Origin of the sequence: Blautia sp. DFI.6.71 (assembly GCF_020593585.1) — a bacterium.
In the GTDB taxonomy this organism is placed as follows: Bacteria; Bacillota; Clostridia; order Lachnospirales; family Lachnospiraceae; genus Blautia_A; species Blautia_A wexlerae.
Genome location: NZ_JAJDMJ010000003.1, coordinates 1 through 20,779 on the forward strand (window position 1 = coordinate 1; position 20,779 = coordinate 20,779).

18 protein-coding genes and 2 pseudogenes are annotated in these 20,779 nt (G+C 38.2%); 12 read left to right on the forward strand and 8 right to left on the reverse strand.

What is annotated here, in order from left to right:
• Positions 1-178 precede the first annotated feature (178 nt).
• The 5 genes and pseudogenes from LJE12_RS02720 to LJE12_RS02740 all read right to left on the reverse strand — a co-directional run bounded on the left by LJE12_RS02720 (position 179) and on the right by LJE12_RS02740 (position 4,346).
• The gene (locus LJE12_RS02720) at positions 179-634 is read right to left on the reverse strand and encodes a metallophosphoesterase family protein (RefSeq protein ID WP_173698436.1); all 456 of its coding nucleotides are present in this window, start codon (positions 632-634) and stop codon (positions 179-181) included.
• Between the two features lie 11 nt (positions 635-645).
• Positions 646-1,881, reverse strand: a pseudogene (locus LJE12_RS02725) (endonuclease Q family protein); the annotation flags it as partial.
• Between the two features lie 76 nt (positions 1,882-1,957).
• Complete coding sequence (locus LJE12_RS02730; protein WP_227226665.1) at positions 1,958-2,545, reverse strand: M48 family metallopeptidase; 588 nt, start codon at positions 2,543-2,545, stop codon at positions 1,958-1,960.
• A complete protein-coding gene (locus LJE12_RS02735) occupies positions 2,520-3,323 on the reverse strand; it encodes an HD domain-containing protein (RefSeq protein WP_227226666.1) in 804 nt (267 codons plus the stop codon). Before LJE12_RS02735 ends, LJE12_RS02730 begins: the two co-directional genes overlap by 26 nt.
• Before the next feature lie 39 nt (positions 3,324-3,362).
• The gene (locus tag LJE12_RS02740; protein ID WP_227226667.1) at positions 3,363-4,346 is read right to left on the reverse strand and encodes a DUF3878 family protein; all 984 of its coding nucleotides are present in this window, start codon (positions 4,344-4,346) and stop codon (positions 3,363-3,365) included.
• Positions 4,347-4,673: 327 nt separating this feature from the next.
• Here LJE12_RS02740 and LJE12_RS02745 point away from each other — a divergent pair, with 327 nt between their 5' ends.
• The 6 genes from LJE12_RS02745 (at position 4,674) to LJE12_RS02770 (ending at position 10,197) form a co-directional block, all read left to right on the forward strand.
• The gene (locus tag LJE12_RS02745; RefSeq protein WP_044996646.1) at positions 4,674-5,060 is read left to right on the forward strand and encodes an AbrB family transcriptional regulator; all 387 of its coding nucleotides are present in this window, start codon (positions 4,674-4,676) and stop codon (positions 5,058-5,060) included.
• Complete coding sequence (locus LJE12_RS02750; RefSeq protein WP_008707048.1) at positions 5,057-5,353, forward strand: type II toxin-antitoxin system RelE/ParE family toxin; 297 nt, start codon at positions 5,057-5,059, stop codon at positions 5,351-5,353. The genes LJE12_RS02745 and LJE12_RS02750 overlap by 4 nt, the downstream gene beginning before the upstream one ends.
• A 215-nt stretch (positions 5,354-5,568) precedes the next feature.
• Positions 5,569-7,158: an AAA family ATPase gene (locus LJE12_RS02755; protein ID WP_227292026.1), complete on the forward strand. Its 1,590-nt coding sequence runs from the start codon at positions 5,569-5,571 to the stop codon at positions 7,156-7,158.
• A gap of 566 nt (positions 7,159-7,724) precedes the next feature.
• A complete protein-coding gene (locus LJE12_RS02760; protein WP_022380935.1) occupies positions 7,725-8,447 on the forward strand; it encodes a LytR/AlgR family response regulator transcription factor in 723 nt (240 codons plus the stop codon).
• Positions 8,448-9,380 (forward strand): hypothetical protein, encoded by a 933-nt coding sequence (locus LJE12_RS02765; protein WP_118569151.1) that lies wholly within the window; start codon positions 8,448-8,450, stop codon positions 9,378-9,380. It abuts the gene before it with no gap.
• Entirely contained in the window at positions 9,364-10,197 is an 834-nt protein-coding gene (locus LJE12_RS02770; RefSeq protein ID WP_227292027.1) for a sensor histidine kinase, read from the forward strand. The genes LJE12_RS02765 and LJE12_RS02770 overlap by 17 nt, the downstream gene beginning before the upstream one ends.
• 198 nt (positions 10,198-10,395) lie before the next feature.
• Here the strand turns inward: LJE12_RS02770 and LJE12_RS19975 are convergent, their stop codons facing one another.
• The 3 genes and pseudogenes from LJE12_RS19975 to citD all read right to left on the reverse strand — a co-directional run bounded on the left by LJE12_RS19975 (position 10,396) and on the right by citD (position 12,163).
• Positions 10,396-11,268, reverse strand: a complete 873-nt coding sequence (locus LJE12_RS19975; RefSeq protein ID WP_255610757.1) for an SLC13 family permease — start codon at positions 11,266-11,268, stop codon at positions 10,396-10,398.
• A 24-nt stretch (positions 11,269-11,292) separates the two neighbouring features.
• Positions 11,293-11,867: pseudogene (locus LJE12_RS20490) on the reverse strand (HpcH/HpaI aldolase/citrate lyase family protein); the annotation flags it as partial.
• Entirely contained in the window at positions 11,864-12,163 is a 300-nt protein-coding gene (citD, locus tag LJE12_RS02780) for a citrate lyase acyl carrier protein (RefSeq protein WP_227292028.1), read from the reverse strand. The pseudogene LJE12_RS20490 and the gene citD, both read right to left, overlap by 4 nt.
• Positions 12,164-12,482: 319 nt before the next feature.
• Here citD and LJE12_RS02785 point away from each other — a divergent pair, with 319 nt between their 5' ends.
• The 6 genes from LJE12_RS02785 (at position 12,483) to LJE12_RS02810 (ending at position 20,771) form a co-directional block, all read left to right on the forward strand.
• A complete protein-coding gene (locus LJE12_RS02785) occupies positions 12,483-12,893 on the forward strand; it encodes a hypothetical protein (protein ID WP_227292030.1) in 411 nt (136 codons plus the stop codon).
• A gap of 51 nt (positions 12,894-12,944) precedes the next feature.
• Entirely contained in the window at positions 12,945-15,059 is a 2,115-nt protein-coding gene (locus LJE12_RS02790) for a HaeIII family restriction endonuclease (protein ID WP_227292032.1), read from the forward strand.
• Between the two features lie 30 nt (positions 15,060-15,089).
• Positions 15,090-16,292 carry a DUF262 domain-containing protein gene (locus LJE12_RS02795; RefSeq protein ID WP_227292034.1) on the forward strand — a complete coding sequence of 401 codons (1,203 nt, stop codon included), beginning with the start codon at positions 15,090-15,092 and terminating at the stop codon, positions 16,290-16,292.
• Entirely contained in the window at positions 16,289-17,395 is a 1,107-nt protein-coding gene (locus LJE12_RS02800; protein ID WP_227292037.1) for an MAE_28990/MAE_18760 family HEPN-like nuclease, read from the forward strand. Before LJE12_RS02795 ends, LJE12_RS02800 begins: the two co-directional genes overlap by 4 nt.
• Before the next feature lie 54 nt (positions 17,396-17,449).
• A complete protein-coding gene (locus LJE12_RS02805; protein WP_227292038.1) occupies positions 17,450-18,334 on the forward strand; it encodes an AraC family transcriptional regulator in 885 nt (294 codons plus the stop codon).
• Between the two features lie 169 nt (positions 18,335-18,503).
• Positions 18,504-20,771 (forward strand): glycogen/starch/alpha-glucan phosphorylase, encoded by a 2,268-nt coding sequence (locus tag LJE12_RS02810; RefSeq protein WP_227292040.1) that lies wholly within the window; start codon positions 18,504-18,506, stop codon positions 20,769-20,771.
• Positions 20,772-20,779 lie beyond the last annotated feature (8 nt).

The following is a 20,779-nucleotide window of genomic DNA, read 5'->3' on the forward strand; positions in this document are numbered from 1 at the left end:
ATAGAATTTACTCTTGCATTTGGTCCAAAACCGGAATTTAGTTTTTCATTTAAGTCTATGGTTATATTTTAGCACATATAGTGCTAAAAGTAAACATGCGTTCTTTCTTTGAGTAAAAAATTTGCGCGTCTAACTCATCTAACTCATCAGGCTAAAGTAACGAGAATGCGACGCGCAATTATTCAGGAATCATGGCAACCTTTTCCCACTGATAAGTTCCATTATCGGCTGTCATTACTGTCATGGTGATTTCCTGGTCAAAGCGTCTGGGGCCGCAACTTCCCGGATTTAGCCATAGGCGGTTGTCTATTATTTTTTCGAAATATTTATGGGTGTGTCCGAAGATTACTATCTGTGTATCTTTTAAGTCCCAGTCCACATCTTTTTTATTGTGAGTCATGAAAAATTTTACGCCTTCTATGGTGAAATATAAGGTTTTCGCGATTCCCTCTGCCCAGTCTTTATCGTTGTTTCCGCGGACTACATAGATGGAGCCCATCATACGAAGTGTATCCAGGATTTCTGGTTTGTTTACGTCACCTGCGTGGATAATGCAGTCGCAGTCTTTTAAAATTTCAATAATTTCCGGCCTGAGTAAGCCATGAGTGTCTGAAATAATTCCTATTTTCTTCATATATATTACCCGTCATTCTCTGCAAACAGTTGTATTTTTCCATATTCACCATCATAACCCGGAATTCTTTTCACTTTTCCGGTTCTTACATTCTCAATCCCTTCTGCAAGCCGTTCTCCTGCGCAGGTTTTAATGTCTTCTGCAGGTACATTTCGCAGGATGTCGAATTCTGTTCCCAGTGTCTGTAGCATCTGTTCAAAACACCCCTGCACTTTCTTACTTGCAGTGGAATAGCCCATACATGCAGAGATCACTTCCGACAGAGGTACAAGGCTTTCATATTTCTTACCATCTTTTTTCACAAAACCTTCCGCTCTGTCTGCAAGCTGTTCTACTCTGTGATCTACACCCATGGTCAGCTTCTTTCCGCAGACAGGGCAGATTCCTCCAAGCCGTTCTGCTTCCACCGGGCTTAATGATACACCGCATTTTCTGTGACCATCGAAATGATATTTCCCCTCTTCAGGAAAAAATTCTACTGTTCCTTCCAGCCCTTCGCCAGTCTGGATTGCCCGATAAAGTCCTTCATAGGAACAGTCAATATCCAACAGATTCGCCTCGCGCCCCAGCTTAGACGGGGAATGTGCATCTGAATTGGATACAAGCTGATAGCGGTCCAGTTTGGAAATTCTCCAGTTCATAGCCGGGTCAGAGGAAAGCCCTGTTTCCAGTGCATGTATATACGGTGCCAGTTCCTCGAAACATTCCTCTACAGAATCAAATCCTGATTTCGCACCTAATACAGAGAAATGCGGTGTCCAGATATGAGCCGGAACCAGAATTCCTTCCGGGCATACATCCAGCATCATTTCCAGAAGATCATGACTGTCCAGACCAAGAATCGGACGACCATCTGAGTGAATATTTCCGATTTTTTCCAGACGCTGTGCCATGGCATCTGCTGCCTCCAGACTGGGAAGCAGGATTACATTGTGTACTTTTCTGGTCTTTCCATTTTTCTTATAAATAGAACTGATTTCCCCGGAGACAACAAAACGTGTTCCTTCTCCCGGGAACTTCCGGCTTTCTTCTTTTACGTATTCATCTCTGAGACGATACAGGCCGTTTCCCTCTGAAACAAGTCTCTCCTTCAGTTCTTCTCTCCATACCGGATGCGTGAAATCACCTGTTCCAATCAGTGAAATTCCTTTCTTTCTCGCCCAGAAATCCAGATTTTCAGGCGTGCCCTCTTTGCTTGTCGCCATGGAAAACCTGGAATGAATGTGCAGATCAGCTATCATTTTCATTAACATTTATCCCCTTAAATTCACATCAAAGTATTTCTTTTCAAGAGTTATAAAATATCAACACCCAAAGATATATTTATAACTTCCATCCGTTTTCTTTCAGCCACAACTTGTACGTCTCATACTCCGGCATTACTTTCCCGACCTCGTCCCAGAATGCCTTCGAATGATTCATTTCCTTCAGATGGCAGAGTTCATGTACCACTACATAATCCAGCACTTCCGGAGGTGCCAGTATCAGTTTCCAGTTAAAGTTCAGATTCTTCTCACTGCTACAGCTTCCCCATCTTGTTTTCTGTTCTCTGATGGTGATATTGCGGTAAGAAACGCCCATGAGTCTGGCAAAATAAGAAACTCTTTTGGTAATCGTTTCTTTTGCTTTTCGTATATAGACATTTCGTTTCGATTCGCTCAGATCTGCGCTCAGCGGCTTCTGTTCCCGGTATTCTTTTGTCCGTTCCAGACATCCCAGAACCCACTCCTGCTTCTGGTTTACAAATCTTTTGATCCTCGGCAGACCTGTACGAAGAGGTGCGCGAACGATTACGTTTCCATCCCTGCGAACCTCCAGAGTCATGGTTTTTCTGGCACTTCTTATGACCTGATATTCCAATTCTCCGCAGGTGAATTTCTCCTGATTATTTTTTGTTTCGAATTCTCTCATCCATATATTCCTCCATCTCTGCTGCCAGAATATCCATCTTTTCCTGTGTTTCCGGCAATGCATAAGGAACCCTGTCCATGATTCTTTTCACATAATCATGTTCACGCATGATCTCATAGGTTTCCGGGAAATTGATGTCATAATACTGAGCAATATAGGAAATCCAGTAGTCCACTTTTGAAACTCTGTCTGAAGATAATACAGATTCCTTTGCCATACAGGACTCCCATACCTTTGGTGCGATTACTCCTTCACCAACACCCTTCTCATCCACTCCCAGAAGTGTTTCCATTGACTCTTCCAGCTTTACCCTGCAATTATCCAGCTTGTCTGCATCTCGGATTAACTTTGCATGAAGCAGGGTTCTCTCGTCCGTAATTCCTTCCAGTTTGAAATCACTGTGCTTCTCAATCGCAGTGCAGATCAGACTGTCAAACCTGTCATCCTTCACAAATCTGCGGATCATTTTCTCCGGTCCGAACAGAAGCTGTGCACCATATACTGCATGCTCCATGGTTCCCGGTTCAAAGCTGTCAAATCGTTTAATCTGTTCAAATCTTCCAATATCATGGAGCAATCCGATTACCTTCGCCAGCTGTACATCTTCCTCACCCAGCCCCATACGGCGGGCAATGTCCTCTGCTGCATCAACCACTCCATAAGTATGTACGATCTTCAGATGAATCTTATCATCTGCTCTGTCATATTCATCCAGATATGCTTCAAAAGCAGCTTTCGCTGCATCAAAGTCTCTTGTTAAGTCTAATAATTCATCCATTATTATTATAATCCCTTCTTTATTCCTGTTCGGACTACTTTATATTTTCTCAACCATTATTTTCTGCTTCCATACACCTTTTCTCACAATCATAAGATATACCTGAAACGATATGGAATCACAGTCATAAATGAAAGGTTCTTCTCTGTAGATCAGAGTCTGAACATTCTCTGCTTCCAATTCTTCTTTTCTTCGTTCAGCTTTTTCCATCAATTCATGCAGATATTTATTCTGTTTTCTGCCAAAATCTCTGTCCGGATAGACCGATGCTGCTTCCCTGATTTTTTCTCCCAGCAGAGTAATCACCGGTAAATGACTGCTCCTGCAAAGCATTCCGGCTATCTTTTTGGCATTTGATATATCCGGATTTTTTTCATAACGCCTGAGCATTTTTCCCAGTTTTTCATCTCCTGCTTCCGTTGTCAGTTCCTGCATAACTGCCAGTGCTTCCGCCGTTACCTCCCATGGGTTATCCACCGGAACAATATACTTCTCCGGTACTGCCGGATAAAAAAGATAGTTTAACGGTGGGAAATCACGCAGCATTGCCAGCTTTCCTTCATACTCAGTGCAATATTTTTCTCCCAGATACTCATATTTATCACGCAATATGGCAATCTGATACTCCATTACCCTGAGATTTTCATAGCCCTTCACCCAGAAATGTCCCAGCTCTCCATAATTATACAACTGTGTTTCCAGCAAAATATCTTCAAAGAATACAGTAAACACATTATGCCCCTGATGAATCACCAGAATATACTCTGCTTCACATAAATCCCAGTCCGCTTTCTCTACAGAGCCCTCAAACTCTCCTTCATAATCCCTGACATAATTTCCCGTCATCCTGGCATTTTTCAGAACCAGAAAACTCTCCACCGCATCATTCATCAGATAGATCAGTCGTAATTCTCCACTCTCCGTCTGTCCGGTAAAACCATCCGGAATATCCACAAACTCACACAGTTCCTGCTCCAGAAGCAGATTTAATTTTTCAAAATTGTCTTCCATTATATCTTCCATCCTTAACTCCTGCTGTTTCTGTACAATGTCTTTCGCCGATTCTGTTTAACACACTTGATAAAAGAATCCATTGCATCGTTTCATGGAATTACCGCAATGCAGAAGCAGGATACATTTGCACAATTTTACAGATATGTTTTTATGATATCACTAATCATATTTTCTGCCAAATAGAAAAATTTTTCTATTCAATAAAGAAACTGATTTTACTTCTCTGTAATTGACATCCCAAACATAATATTTTACAATATAACAAAGAACAAAGAAACCAAGCAGTATGTATATTACAGAATAAACAAACATAAAATAGGAAGGAGGCATACACGAATGGCAACAGCAACAATCCCATTGAAAGGCAGCGCATCCATGGAATCAAAAAAAGTCAGTATTTCATCTAAACGCCAGATTACTATCCCGCAGAAATTTTTTACGCTTCTGGGTTTTAATACGGAAGCAGAATGTATCATGCGTGGAAACGAACTGGTTTTACGCCCCGTTAAAGAAAATACCAGTGGTGAATTTGCCGAACAGATTCTTGCCGATCTGATCAGACAGGGATATAGCGGTGAAGAATTACTTGAGAAATTTAAACAGACACAGCGAAAAATCCGTCCGGCAGTTGAAGCAATGCTTGCCGAAGCAGACCGGGTCGCAGAATCTAAATCAGGAGGATACTCCTTAGAGGATGTTTTCGGAACGGAGGATGAAAAATGACACAGGTACAGATCCTTCCACCTGCAGCAAAATTTCTGAAAAAACTTAAAGATAAAAAGCTGAAATCTCTGTACAAAGAAGCTATTGAAATGATATGTGAAGATTATTCCATCGGCGAAGAAAAGACAGGTGATCTGGCAGGAATGTACGGTTATGACATTTATTATAATAAAACTAATTATGAACTGGCATATCGGGTGAGACAGCTTGATGATTTGATAATCATCGTTATCATGGCCGGAACCAGAGAAAATTTTTACGAGGAATTAAAACGTTATATACGCACTATATAACAGTACATATTTGTATCACAAGATAATCCCCCGGAAGTTAATCAGTACTTCCAGGGGATTATTCTATTGACAAAATTTATTCCTGCGCTCCCGTATCAGATGTCTGATATCTTTCCCATACCTCATTGACATTCTGAATATAGCATTTTACAATAGAACAAAGAAACCAATCAGTATACATGATAAAAATCACTGAACAGAAAGGAGTCATTTCCATGGGACGATTTGTAAATTCCGGAAACAGTGCTTTTCAGGTTGCGCTGAATTCAGAAATCTATGTAGATAAAACCGGTTTGCTGGCATATACGAATAAAGTTATGGACACCACTGCGAAATTCATATGCAACAGTCGCCCCCGTAGGTTCGGGAAATCCATCACTGCCGATATGCTCACCGCATATTACTGTAAAGGCTGTAGTTCCGAAGAAATGTTCTCATCTCTGGAAATCGGTCAGGCACCTGGTTTCACGAAATATCTGAATCAATATGATGTGATCCATCTGGATATTCAATGGTGTATGGAACCAGCCGGCGGTCCGGAGAATGTAGTTTCCTACATCACTGAAAAAACGATTCTGGAATTAAGAAATTATTACCCTGAAATTCTGCCTGACTCCATAAGCTCTCTGCCTGAGGCTCTGTCCTGCATTAACACTGCCACTGGTCAAAAGTTCGTAGTAATTATTGATGAATGGGATGTTTTAATCCGAGATGTCTCTACCGACCTGGTAGTCCAAGAGGAATACATCAACTTTCTCCGCGGTATGTTCAAAGGTTCTGAACCTACCAAATATATTCAACTGGCTTACCTCACCGGGATTCTTCCAATCAAAAAAATCAAAACACAGTCAGCTCTGAACAATTTTGCGGAGTTTACAATGACTGACGCCAGGATCTTTTCCAGATATATTGGCTTTACGGAGGAAGAAGTACGAATGCTCTGCGAAAAATACCACCGGGATTTCTCCAAAACCAAGCACTGGTATGACGGTTATCTGCTTGAGCAATATCAGGTATACAATCCTAAAGCAGTAGTAGAATTAATGATCTGGAATAAATTCCAAAGCTACTGGTCGGATACCGGAACCTACGAAGCAATTGTGCCTCTGATCAATATGGATTTTGACGGACTCAAAACTGCCATTATAGAAATGTTGTCCGGTAATTCCGTAGAAATCGATCCTACGACTTTCCAGAATGATATGGTGAACTTTACCTGCAGAGATGATATTCTTACCTGCCTGATCCATCTGGGTTATCTGGGTTATGATCAGGATACTCATTCTGCATTCGTTCCAAACGAAGAAATCCGTCAGGAACTTGCCAAAGCTGTTAAACGAAAGAAATGGAATGAATTTCTGACATTCCAGCAGGAATCCTCAGAGTTGCTGGATGCCACTCTGGACATGGACACAGACACTGTGGCCAGATCCATTGAAAAAATACACAATGAATACGCTTCAGCTATTCAGTACAACAACGAAAACTCCCTCAGCAGCATTCTGTCCATCGGTTATCTCAGCACTATGCGGTATTATTTTAAACCTATACGTGAATTTCCTGCAGGCAGAGGTTTTGCAGATTTTGTCTACCTTCCAAAGCCAGAATATTCCAGAGATTACCCTGCACTTGTTGTTGAGTTAAAATGGAATCAAAATGCCCAAACCGCAATCCGGCAGATAAAAAACAGGCAGTACCCTGAGGCTGTTGCAAATTATACTGACAATATTTTACTTGTTGGAATTTCTTATGATAAGAAGCAAAAAACACATAATTGTGTAATCGAAAAATACTCTGAGAAATAATAAAGGGGCTGATTGTCCTTTACGGAGAACATCTTACCGATTATCTATACGAAAAAAGAAAAGCAGGAATGGGAAGCTCTTGTAAGCTAACCCATTCCCACTCTCTGTCTATTCCTTCGCCATTTGTATTATTACCAGAAGTTTCCTGATACTTCCAATCACTTTATATATGTCCATAATGATTTTCAGACAGTCATTCTTATAATATTTTTCTTCTCCCATGGAAACAATACCGCTTTCACATATATTCTATATTCAGCGCTTGAAAGTACCAGGAATAATAATTTTTTTCACGTACAAAATCTTTAAAATCGCTTCTTTGTTTCCATATCCTGATTGTATCACACAGACTCCCGAAATCGCATGCATTCACACAAACAACTATATTTCACTACATATTTAACCAATTTTTTCCAATCTTCCTCACAGACAAATTGCATCCCGTTATTTTTTATAGTATGATTATTGGAAATACAGTTCATTTTATCCATCTGGCATATCCGACAGATATTGTCACTGACATAAGAAACTACAACCACTTTAATCCAAAGGAGCTTAATCCAATTTTGAAACTTGCAATCTGCGAAGACAACCCTTCACATTATGAAATAATACATACTATTCTGCAAAAGTATCCTCCGGGAGCTTTTGAAATAACGCATTTCACATCCGGTGATGAATTTCTCCGGGCTGCTGCTGAAAACGGATGCCCTTATTCCATTGTACTGACAGATATTGATCTTGGTTCTGACGCTGTAAATGGCATCTCACTTGCAGAAAAGATCAACCATATCAGCCCGGACACTCAGATTATTTTTATCAGCCAGTATCTGCAATATGCTACCGCAGTATATGAGACAGAACATGCCTACTTTATCCATAAACAACAGATGGAAAAATATCTCCCTCTGGCTCTAAGAGCAGCGTGCCAGAAGCTTCAGAAATTGCATACACGATATCTGTATTTCTCCGGAAATTCACGCAATTATCAGGTGCTCTGCTCCGATATTCTTTATCTGGAACGAAATCTGAGGCAGACCACGATCTATACCAGAACAGGAACATATACAACAAAAGAAAGACTGACAGCTCTTACAGAAAGAATGAAACCAGATTTCTGTCTCTGCCATAACAGCTTTGCCGTTAATCTTCATGCTGTACGTACTTACAGTCATAAGGGCATTATACTTTCTGATAATACAGAGATCCCTGTCAGCAGATCTTATTACCAGCAGTTTAAGGACGCGTTTGCTTTCATGATGCTTGCCGGTCACAGGGAGGTGCAGTAAATGAGCAGTCATATGATCAATCTATTCTTGTGTATTCTATCCAGCCTTTATCTGTGTTTTGGACTGCTTTACTTTTGCTGCAGGATCCTGCCAAGCAAACACAAGATCTCACTCCCGCTGTTTTTGTGTCTGTCAGTATTTATGGCACTGTTATTTTGGATCAAACGTGAATCACAGCATAATGGAATTACAATCGTATTTCAGCTTACAACATTTCTTGTAACACTTTTTTTATTCCAGGCATCTTTTATGAAAAAATTAGCCGTTTATTTTATTTTCCAGCTGCTGATAATCTGTCCGGAAATTTTATGTACCAGTGTTTTCATTGCACTTCATAATCTTTTTATACCGACCGATACCTATACTCCGCACAACCTGATATCCAGTTGTTCACCTGCAGAATATTTCGTTATCGAACTCTCCAACATCCTGCTTGGCCTGTTTCTTCTCTGGAAAATATCAGAAATCCTGCGGCAGTGTATAGATTATTTGAAAATACTCACCTTTTTACAACTGTTACTGCCACTGATCGCTCCGGTTTTTCTCAATGTTATAATTTCCCTTCAGAAAAAGCCCGAAGCAGTTCTGGCTCTGAGCATCATTTACTGGATCATATGCATCGGCAGTTATCTGTTGTTTCTGCGTGCAGTCCATTCTTTAGCCCAACAGCACAGGGAATATTTACAGAAAAAAATGGAAATTGAGCTGATGAAAAAGCAGATAAATGATTCCGTTCAGTTAAGTAATGAATATGCCAGTCTCCGGAAATGGAATCACGATATTGAGAATCACATCATGTCTGTCATGTATTTGATGGATATGAAAAAATATGAGGAAGCAGAAACATATACCGCTTCTGTTCTGTCCCGGCTTAATTGCAGACCACAAGAAAAACAACCAGAGGAGGATTGCAGTCATGAAAAAGAACATTAAATTGATTCCTTTATTTCTCTTCCTCTTTGTATTCCAGTTGTTATATTTTCTGTCTACGATTTATACAGAAAAAATTGATCATATCTTTCTGATCCTGGCAGTGTTTATGATCCTGATCTGTATTCTTTTATACTGCGTGCTTTCTGATGTGTTAAAGAAATCCAATACTGAAATGGAACTGGCTTTTCTTCAAAAGCAGAAACAATTAAAACAGGAACAGGATTACAGTCTTCAGATCCGCAGACAGGATACTCGGGATTTTCAGACCAAAACTGTACAGGAACTTCAGGATTTCCAGATACTTCTGGAACAGGGAAAATATGAACAGGCTGATACTGCGATCAGAAATCTGAATCAGACTTTTCAGAAGGATCGTTTTCATCCTTACTGTCAGAATAACCTGTTGCAGGCAATCCTGGAAGGGAAACGGCTTCGTGCAGAACAGAAACATATCCAGGTATCCTACGAGATCCTTTTACCGGAAAAGATTTCCATTAATACGACTGACCTGAGCAGTATATTTTTTAATCTTCTGGACAACGCTATCGAAGCTTGTAGCGCTTCCGGCAATCCTGATCCTGAAATCCGGCTGTCTGCAAACATTTCCAACGGATTTCTGACTGTGTATATGCACAATACCAAGAACCCGATGCAGACTTTTACACATAAGACTACGAAATCAAAACCGGGAGCTCATGGATATGGACTTTCTATTATTGAAGATATCTGCCTGAAATATAATGGGTCTTATCAATGGATTGACCATGGAAATATTTTCGATTCTGTTGTTTTGCTGCAAATGGAAAAATCCCTCTGAGTACTGCGCATTTTGCGGCAGCACCAGGAGGGATTTTTCCGAAGGAATTTTATATGTATAGTATTTTGATAAGATAGCTTATTGGTTTTTTCTCCAATCATTATCGGAGTTTTCATTGGTCAATCAGTTAGTCTGCTGCTGTCAGATCTTGATGACTCCCAGAAGAAGTCCCGCGAGGAGACAGACGATGCTGACACCTCAGATCCAGAAGAAGCAGTTTTTGATATGGTCTTTAATCTCTACATCTGCAAGACCGATATCAAGGAAGGTTGCCGGTACAACCGGACTGATAAATGTTGCACAGTTACGGCAGACTACCATAACGATGGCAATATGTGCCGGAAGTACACCGAAGTTTCCTGCGATTTCGATAAGAACCGGCATCAATCCGAAGAAGAAGGAGTCTGTATCGAACATCAGTGTAAGCGGTACTGCAAGAATACCGATGATCAGTGGCAGGAAGCGTCCCATGGACATTGGAACAAATCCGGCAAGTACAGTTGCCATATTGTTCATGATTCCGGTTTTCTCCATTACTCCTAGGAATACACCTGCGCAGAGGATGGCTGAGGACATCATGATGGCCGGACCTGCATGGGATTTGATGATTTTATTCTGTAAGGATGCTCCCCGGAAGTTCACCAGTAAGGCAATGGCACATCCAAGCATGAATACATAGTGAGATGGCACTTTCACAAAAATCAGGCATACGATCACTGCAAGTGTAAGAATAAGGTTAAACCAGAATAGTTTTGGTCTTGCATATTCTCTTGCCTCTGTCTGCTCTTCTACGTTTCCACCTGCTGTGATTTCTACATCTGTTACAGCTCCTGCTCCACGTTTCTTCTCTACAATTCCCCAGAACACTGCTGTTGCCAGTGCAATGATGATGCCTACAACCTTCATTGGCAGAATCTGAAGCCAGAGCTGGTTTGGTTCAATTCCAAGAACTGTTGCAGCTCTCATGGTCGGATCACCCCCTGGAAGAAGGTTTATAACACCCATGGATGTTACACAGATCAGAAGAAATGTTGTCGGTCTGATCTTCAGTTTCTTATAAACAGGGAGCATTGCCGGTACTGTGATCAGGAATGTTGCAGCTCTTGCTGCAATAACAAGGTTCTGTCTTGCACCCATCAGCTCCAGACCTGTACCTGTAATATGTGTCTGAAGGTCTTTTGTATAATCACCGCCGGAAAGTGCGATACCGAAAAGTCTCTCAGATGCTTCACAGATATCCAGAGCCCTCATAACACCTCTTGCAGATTCGATAGCAGCCATGATCAGGACACTTCCTTCCGGACGTCCGAAATCTTTTTCTGCTTGGATTACTTCTTTCTCTACAATGTAAACGTCTTTGGCGCTCTCTGTTTTCGGGATACGAATGGAATCACAGCCACCTGCAACTGCACAGCGGATATCTTCTTTCCAGTAAGGGGAATCCAGGCCATTGATTCTGACTACTCGTTCGCATCCTCTGTAATTGATTGTTCTTAATACATGAAACACGGAAAATCTTGCTGCATCTTTCTGGTTCTCGACAACTGCATCTTCAGATCCAGCATAATAGAATCCGGTTTATAAATATAAGGATCTTTGATCAGACCCGGTTTCTGTGCGTTCAGGAACATCATGGTTCTTCTTAATCTTTTTTTGTTTGGATTACTCATCGGATAGCACCTCCCCATGGTAAATCTTCTGTCTGTAAAACAGAACGGTAAACAGCAGCTTCAATTCTTGCTTTGATGGTGCAGTCCAGCGCACCTTTGTCAATCATTGTTACTTTCGCATTATTTACGCCCAGGTTGTTCAGGGTTTCCAGTGCTACCTTTCTGATCTGATTTCCATACTGATTAATCACAGAACTTTCCAGTGAAAATTCGACTTTGCCGTCTCCTTCTTCGATCATTACCTGACAGTCACTGGATTCCAGAGTTCCTGCTACAGCAGGTCTTGTGATTTCCATTTGCTTGTCCTCCTTATTTCTTTTGTGCTTTTTTAGGTTTTAGGTTGGCTTTATTTTTGACTTAACTTTTTTCATCTGAGGCTATCATAAGATTGTAACCTTACAGGATGAACTAGGTTATCTTAATATTTATTAAGGTAATTTTTTCGAAAGTTTTTTTGTACAATATAATTCTTGATTTCTATAATGCTGTCGTTTAAACTAGATTAGACATTTTAAATTTTTAATAATACAATTTTCTCCAAAATGTTCTATTGATTTATTAGAACATTTGTTCTATAATATAAATTATAGAGTATAACCAAAGGAGGATTTTATAATGGTAGATATGTTATTTATGCAAAAGCAACAAAACAACTCTCTCAATTTTATGTATACTTACGATGATATGCATGATAACTTTTTTACAACTCATATATTCAATTCAAAAAAATATTTAACGAAATACACTTGGAATATAAATGAAACAGAGAAAAACCTCAAATTAATGCAAAATAACAAACTTATTATCTTTGATATATATAATAAAAATCTTGATATGCTCTTAAATAATCTTTGGTTCTTAGAACAAGAACATAAGCATTGCGGCATCGTTGCAATATTAGCTAAACAAAAACTTTATTATTTTCCTAAATTAAACTACGGCGATGCATATTTAATAAAAGATATCTTCATAAAAAAGTTTTCTAATATTTCAATTAAAATATTGGTAGGAAAACAAGCTATTTAATAAAAAAATTATCGAATGGTTCAAGGGAACCACAGGAAGGTGGACACTAAAATGAGTTTTACAGTTATATCTATGTTTTCTGGTGCTGGTGGTCTAGACATGGGCTTCCATAATAAAGGATTCAAAATACTTTGGGCAAACGATTTTTCCAACGATGCCTGTGACACGTATGATAAATGGGCTAATTTTAATTCTGATGGGAGTAGAAAATCACCTGAAAATTGCACAATTATTGAATGTGGTGATGTTTCTAAATTAGATTTAGAAAATGTGCTTCCGGACGTAAGTGCAGATGTAGTATTAGGTGGATTTCCATGTCAAGGCTTCTCTCTCGCTGGTCCTCGACAAGTAGATGACTCTCGAAATGTTTTATACAGACATTTTGTAGAAATGGTAAGAATAAAAAAACCAAAAGTTATTGTTGCTGAGAATGTTATCGGGATTAAAACTTTAGGAAATGGTGCAGTATTCGATAAAATCATAGAAGATTTTTCAGAATTAGGATATACTATGTCCGCTCCAACTGTCAATGCAAAAAATTATGGTGTACCACAAGATAGGATGCGAGTTATTTTTATAGGCATAAAAAACGAAATTTGTCATGGCGGCGCATATATTTTCCCATCTGGAGATCCTAAAATCGTGACCCTTAAAGATGCACTAAAAGATTTACCACCTGTAGATATGAGCGATGTATGTCAAGCTGCATTTTCATCTCGATACATGTCTAGGAATAGACAACGAAATTTTGATGAAGTATCCTTTACTATTCCTGCTATGGCTAAGCAGGTACCTTTAAGTCCAGACTCCGATGGTATGGAGTTTGAAGATGTAGATAAGTTTCGTTTTATCGGAAAATATAGACGTTTAAGTTATAAAGAGGCTGCAGCAATTCAAACTTTCCCTCCAGAAATAGAATTCTGTGGAGATTTAGATAGTAAATATCGCCAAATTGGGAATGCAGTTCCTGTGAAACTTGCTGAATCAATCGCCCATGAAGTTAAAAAGATTTTAACTTCTGATGATTTAACACCTTTTTTAAATATCGAAAATCCAGAAGCTGAAATTTATGGACCAACAGCAGATAAACGACTAACTAATACTGTTTTAAGCGGAAAAGCTTTTGAATATGCAACTTTAATTGAAATATACAGGGAATTAACTCTGAATGGCTGGGATACGGACTCATTAAAAATTATAAAAGATAAAAATTATAAAAATGTTGAAAATGCCTACCAGATTATCCGAGGTTCAGATGAAGACTTAGATGATAATGCCCAGTTAGAAACTATACGCTTAGAAACAATGACAAATGATTATAACCGCGCTGCAAGGGTTGCTGCCGTTTATTTAAGAAATGTTGAACCCATCTTATCATCAAGTGAAAATCTTTACGGTTTTTTGCGAGTTATGCCTGATAATGCAGGAACTAAAGGCGATGTACGAGATATTAATCTAGAAATTTATAGTGAACCGGAATCTCTTGATTCAATCACAAGTATAGGCATCAGTTGCAAAAATAATCATGAAGCTGTAAAACATCCAAGAATAACCGAAGATCCTGATTTTGCAAAAGTATGGACAAATGGACAGTTTTCATGCAGTAACTCCTTTATAAAAAATATAAATGAAATTTTCAAAAAAATAGATACATATGCAAAACAATATCAAAGATGGGCAGATGTAGAAGATAAGATGGACACCATCTATTATCCAATCATCAAATTATTTGTAGAAGAAATTAAACGACTTGGTATTGCTGATGAAAATTCAACTTTAGAAGAACAAGCAAATGCCAAAGAATTTACACAGGCTTTCTTTGAGTATATGTTTGGTATACAAGATTTTTACAAAATAATAAAAGAAGATCACTCAAGATCTACAAAAGTTTATCCATATAATATGCATGGTTTACTCATGTCTTCATATAATGGTATAAAAAATACCCGCGCTGTCCAAACCATTACAATGCCTGAAGAAATCGTAGAAGTACGTATAAAGCCAAAAAGCAAAACCACTATTGAAATTTATTTTGATCAGTGGATTATATCAATGAGACTACATAATGCTGACTCCAAAATAAGTAAAACATCGCTTAAATTTGATGTTCAAATAAAGGCTCAACCAAGAAAAGTTATGGGTACAATTTTACCATGGAATAATTAATATACTGGCAAATATGAGGAGATAAAAACAATGGAATTGTTTAATTTTGAAAAAAATATTTTAATCTTTCAAAAAGGAAACTCTATGAAATTATCTGATGACGCTATTAATGAGAAGTATGAAAAGGGCGAAGCTAGAATCATCACAGAACAGGGTGCTATTAAGCTTTCCCTTGTAACAGGCGTTTTTAACTCCGCAAATTATCAGCTGAAACCCAAATATCAAAGACGAATTACTTGGGATTCACAAAAACGCTCTAAATTAATTGAGTCTTTTATTATGAATGTACCTGTTCCCCCTGTATTCGTTTATGAAACTGAATTTAATCAATATCAAGTTATGGACGGACTTCAGCGAATTACTGCAGTTATTGACTTTTATAATGACAAATATGAACTTGAAGGATTGCTTGAATGGTCAGAATTGAACGGAAGAAAATATAGCCAATTACCTCAAAAAATAAAAGAAGGAATTGATCGACGCCAATTATCTGTTATTACGCTCTTAAAAGAATCTAGCAAAAACCTCGCCCAAGAGGAAACCATGAAAAAGATGGTTTTCGAGAGATTGAATACTGGCGGAGTTACACTAGAAGATCAAGAAATACGAAATGCATTATATGATGGACCATTCAATGATTTATGCTTTGCACTTTCTAAAAATAGTTCTTTTAGAAAATTATGGCTCATAACTCCGGATATAGAATCTGTTTCTGATGAATTTTTAGAAAGTTATGATGATGCTTTGGCATATGCAAAAAACAAGCTATATAAAAGAATGTATGATGTAGAATTAGTTTTGCGTTATTTTTCAATGCGCCACATAGATAATTTTAGCGGAAAACTATCTCTTTTTATGGATTTATGTTTACGACAAGGAAACCAGTATACTTCTGAACAGCTTCAATTATTATCAAACACTTTCGAAAAAGCAATTAAAATGGCTGATAATTTCTTTGCAGAAAAAGCCTTTTGCCAATATACTATTATTCGCGGAAAATATGCATGGACATCTCCACAAAAGATGATATATGATCCACTAATGTTAGCTTTAAGCCAATTAGATTCTTGTCCACAACAAATGAATATTGATAATAATATAGAATACTTGCAATCATTTTATTGTAAATATTCTGATGCATTTGATGGAAAAAAACAAGGTAAATCAGATATAAAAAATAGAACTGAACTTTTTCATGAACTTTTAAAAGAAATAATCCTTCAACAATCATGATAAACTTACAACTACAATATCAAAAATTAGAAGAACAATTAGAATACATCCAAACATATATACAAAGTATTGAATTACAAAAAAATATGATTAGTGAGATAGAAAATCAAATTACCGACCAAGCAACTTTAAATAGCTTTCCTAAAACCATTGACTATAGCCGCATAATAAAAAAGGTAATTGCTTCTCCTATTCAATATAATGCAGTCATAATAAGCATATATGGATGTTTTGAACAATATATAGACAATATTTTTAGTACTTATTGCAATGAACTTTATAGCATAGTCGATACATATGATAATCTACCTGATAAATTAAAAGAAAAACACATTAAAAAACTAGGGGATTTTCTTACTAATCCCCAAAGATATAAGAACTATGATTTAACAAATGTACAAGCTATAAAAAATGCCTTTTATGCTTTTGAAAATCCTAAAACAGGTTTTACCAATAATCAAAAACTTATTCTTTCTCATTCTGGCAATCTTAAGATTGAACAAATTTCAGAATTAGCCAATGATTTAGGAATACCAGATTTTGAAAAATCTATAGCTAATTGTTATATTTTTAAAAATTATCAAATGCAACATAATGACTATAGCAAGGAAAATTATTCCAATTTAGTTGCTAGAAATTCAAAAAAATTATTTAACATTTATATAAAAATAGTTGATGAACGAAATAATGTTGCTCATGGATGGGTCGAAAATAGAATAAGTTTTTCTGACATTGATAATGAATATATTGAGTATATACATTATTTATCAAAATCAATATTAGAAATATTGATTTTATCCCTATTCAATACAAAATATAATCATGGGAAATTATATTTTATCGGAAAGCCCATTGAAGTATATGATCACCATATAATTGGTATAAACAATAAAGGAAGTTTACTTAAAAAAAATGATTATTTATACGCCATAAAAGATAAGGCAAAAAAAATTTTAAGAATAGAAAGTCTACAAAAAGATCTGAAAGATATTGATGAAATATCAGAATATAATGTCGACATTGGAATTGGTTTCACTAAACATTGTGATTTGAATATTGATAAAAATTACGAATTTTATTGTGACACTATACCTTTTCATTAAATAATATCATAATACTATTTTTATTTAAACATTTTACTAAAGGAGACTCTTTCCATGCCAACTCCCCCAATCGAAGTCGACGACACCCTGAAAGAGCGAAGCACTCACGGCTCATTCGAACTTCCTATAGAAACATACACCGACAACTGCGAGATCTTCCATTCTCTCTATAACCACTGGCATGATGAGATGGAACTGATCTATATTGAATCTGGCAGTGGTCTGGTACGTCTGAATAAAGAAATACTCCGCGTCAAAACCGGCAATCTAATCATCGTAAACCGCGGAGTTCTTCATGGCATAAAAACAGATATGAAGAATATCCTTTATTTCAGAAGTATTGTGTTTGATCTGAGCTTCCTGTCTGGTCCTGCAGGTGATCTATGTCAGGAACGTGTCATTTCTCTGCTGATGGAAAATCAGGCGGAATTCACGCATATTATTTCTCCGTCAGACAGCAACTATAAAAATATCTGCCAGCTTTTTGACAGGATCCATGCCTGCCATAAAGAAAAAAAGCCATATTATTTCGTAAAATTAAAAGCTTTGTTCTTCAGCTTTTTCTACGAAATGCTCATGGGAAATTACATCACTCCCGCAGATAAGGAAGAGAACAAAAGTCTTGCTTCTATTAAAAAGATCCTGGACTACATCAACCTCAATTATTCACAGTCACTGACCGCGGCAGAGCTCACTGCGCTCTCCAATTACAGCGAATACTACTTTATGAAACTGTTTAAGCAATATACCGGCAAGACTCTGATTGCCTACATCAATGACCTGCGCATTGAAAAAGCAAAGCCTCTGCTTCTGCATTCCGACTCCTCTGTCACAGAGATCGCACTGGAAGTAGGTTTCAACAACACCAGCTATTTCATCAAGAAGTTCCAGCAGGCAACCGGAATGTCCCCTCACAAGTTTCGCAGAAACCTGTCATAAAATCGCAATTTTGTTGTATTTTTTTGAATAGACTGCTGATATAGTTATAGATGTCAGCAAGAGAACTTCTCTTACTGATATAACCCAAAACAATACACTATTCAAACCTAAAAAAATAAGCAATCTAACTCATAAAAAACACATATTTATTTCAGAAAGGGAGATTACGATGGAAAATTTAGAAAAGCTCATCTATGACCTGTATAAGAAAAATGCACGCCAGTGCACAAATGAAGAAATTTACAACGCATTATTAATCTATACAAAAAATCAGCTCTTTGAAAAAGGCTATCAGAATGGAAAGAAGAAAATCTATTACATTTCCGCAGAATTCCTGATCGGTAAATTATTATCCAACAACCTGATCAATCTGGGAATCTATGATGATGTTGCTGCATTCTTAAAAGAGAATGGAAAAGCCATCGCTGACATCGAAGAAGTTGAACCGGAACCATCTCTTGGAAACGGTGGTCTTGGACGTCTGGCAGCATGCTTCCTGGATTCCATCGCAACTCTCGGTCTTCCGGGCGAAGGTATTGGTCTGAATTATCATCTGGGTCTTTTCAAACAGCTCTTTGAGAACAGACTTCAGAAAGAAACTCCGAACCCATGGATTGAAAAACACAGCTGGCTCACACCTGCAGGTGTTTCCTATACTGTACCGTTCCGCGGATTCTCACTAAAATCTTCCCTGTACGATATCGACGTTGCAGGCTACAATAACAAATCCATTCATCTGCACTTATTTGACATCGATCTGGCAGACGAATCTATGGTTCACGATGGAATTTCCTTTAACAAAAAGGACATCCTTCACAACCTGACACTGTTCCTGTATCCGGATGACAGCGATGATGACGGACGTAAACTCCGTATCTTCCAGCAGTACTTCATGGTATCCAATGCTGCACAGTTCATTCTTGACGAGGCAACAAAGAAAGGCTGCAATCTGCATGACCTTGCAGACTACGCAGTGATCCAGATCAACGATACTCACCCAAGTATGATCATTCCTGAACTGATCCGTCTCCTGACAGAACGTGGAATCGCCTTTGATGAAGCTGCTGAAATCGTATCCAAAGTATGTGCTTACACAAACCATACTATCCTTGCAGAGGCTCTGGAAAAATGGCCAATGGACTACCTTCTTGATGTAGTTCCTCACCTTGTACCAATCATCGAAAAGCTGGATGAAAAGATCAAAGCAAAATATCCTCAGGAAAATGTAGCCATCATCGACAAGAACAACCTGGTTCACATGGCACATATGGATATCCACTATGGATTCTCCATCAACGGTGTTGCTGCCCTGCATACAGAAATCCTGAAAACAAGCGAGCTGAAAGCTTTCTATGATATTTATCCGGAGAAATTCAACAACAAAACTAACGGTATCACATTCCGCCGCTGGTTAATGCACTGCAATCATCCACTGACAGACTATATTACCTCTCTGATCGGTGATGAGTTTAAAACAAATGCAACTGCTCTGGAAAATCTCCTGAAATATAAGGATGATGAGGCAGTTCTGAACAAGCTTCTTGAGATCAAAACAGAAGCTAAGAAAACCTGTAAAGAATTTATCCTCTCTAACACAGGTGTTGAAATTAATGAGAACAGCATCTATGATATCCAGATCAAACGTCTCCATGAGTACAAACGCCAGCAGTTAAATGCTCTGTACATCATCAGCAAATATCTGGAGATTAAGGGTGGCAAAAAACCATCTCAGCCTGTAACCTTTATCTTTGGTGCAAAAGCAGCTCCTGCTTATGTGATTGCAAAGGATATCATTCATCTTCTGCTCACACTTCAGGATCTCATCAAAGATGATTCGGAAGTTGCACCATACATGAAGCTTGTTATGGTTGAAAACTACAATGTATCCGCAGCCGAAAAATTATTCCCTGCATGCGATATTTCTGAGCAGATCTCCCTGGCTTCCAAAGAAGCAAGTGGTACAGGTAACATGAAGTTCATGCTGAACGGTGCCGTTACTCTGGGAACTATGGATGGCGCTAATGTTGAGATCAGCGAACTGGTTGGTGAAGATAACATCTATATCTTCGGTGAATCCAGTGAGAAAGTTATCGAACATTACGAGAAAGCTGACTACTGCTCCAGAGATATTTATGAAAATGACAAACGCATCAAGGAATGTGTTGACTTCATTGTAAGTGAAAAGATGCTGGCACTTGGCCACAAAGAAAATCTCGAAAGACTGCACCACGAACTGGTAAGCAAAGACTGGTTCATGACACTGCTTGACTTCAACGATTATGTTGAGAAGAAAGATCAGGCACTGGCTGATTACGCAGACAGAAAAACATGGGCAAAGAAGATGCTGGTTAATATTGCAAAAGCCGGATTCTTCTCTTCTGACAGAACTATCGAACAGTACAACAACGATATCTGGCACCTGACACCGGCAAAATAATCCAATAA

Excerpts from the sequence above, each read along its gene's own strand:
- LJE12_RS02735 (WP_227226666.1), bottom strand. The coding sequence starts at position 3,323 with ATGGATGAATTATTAGACTTAACAAGAGACTTTGATGCAGCGAAAGCT.
- LJE12_RS02770 (WP_227292027.1), top strand. The coding sequence starts at position 9,364 with ATGAAAAAGAACATTAAATTGATTCCTTTATTTCTCTTCCTCTTTGTA.
- LJE12_RS02785 (WP_227292030.1), top strand. The coding sequence starts at position 12,483 with ATGGTAGATATGTTATTTATGCAAAAGCAACAAAACAACTCTCTCAAT.
- LJE12_RS02800 (WP_227292037.1), top strand. The coding sequence starts at position 16,289 with ATGATAAACTTACAACTACAATATCAAAAATTAGAAGAACAATTAGAA.
- LJE12_RS02720 (WP_173698436.1), bottom strand. The coding sequence starts at position 634 with ATGAAGAAAATAGGAATTATTTCAGACACTCATGGCTTACTCAGGCCG.
- LJE12_RS02805 (WP_227292038.1), top strand. The coding sequence starts at position 17,450 with ATGCCAACTCCCCCAATCGAAGTCGACGACACCCTGAAAGAGCGAAGC.
- LJE12_RS02745 (WP_044996646.1), top strand. The coding sequence starts at position 4,674 with ATGGCAACAGCAACAATCCCATTGAAAGGCAGCGCATCCATGGAATCA.
- LJE12_RS02740 (WP_227226667.1), bottom strand. The coding sequence starts at position 4,346 with ATGGAAGATATAATGGAAGACAATTTTGAAAAATTAAATCTGCTTCTG.
- LJE12_RS02755 (WP_227292026.1), top strand. The coding sequence starts at position 5,569 with ATGGGACGATTTGTAAATTCCGGAAACAGTGCTTTTCAGGTTGCGCTG.
- LJE12_RS02750 (WP_008707048.1), top strand. The coding sequence starts at position 5,057 with ATGACACAGGTACAGATCCTTCCACCTGCAGCAAAATTTCTGAAAAAA.
- LJE12_RS02765 (WP_118569151.1), top strand. The coding sequence starts at position 8,448 with ATGAGCAGTCATATGATCAATCTATTCTTGTGTATTCTATCCAGCCTT.
- citD (WP_227292028.1), bottom strand. The coding sequence starts at position 12,163 with ATGGAAATCACAAGACCTGCTGTAGCAGGAACTCTGGAATCCAGTGAC.
- LJE12_RS02810 (WP_227292040.1), top strand. The coding sequence starts at position 18,504 with ATGGAAAATTTAGAAAAGCTCATCTATGACCTGTATAAGAAAAATGCA.
- LJE12_RS19975 (WP_255610757.1), bottom strand. The coding sequence starts at position 11,268 with ATGCTCCCTGTTTATAAGAAACTGAAGATCAGACCGACAACATTTCTT.
- LJE12_RS02790 (WP_227292032.1), top strand. The coding sequence starts at position 12,945 with ATGAGTTTTACAGTTATATCTATGTTTTCTGGTGCTGGTGGTCTAGAC.
- LJE12_RS02795 (WP_227292034.1), top strand. The coding sequence starts at position 15,090 with ATGGAATTGTTTAATTTTGAAAAAAATATTTTAATCTTTCAAAAAGGA.
- LJE12_RS02730 (WP_227226665.1), bottom strand. The coding sequence starts at position 2,545 with ATGAGAGAATTCGAAACAAAAAATAATCAGGAGAAATTCACCTGCGGA.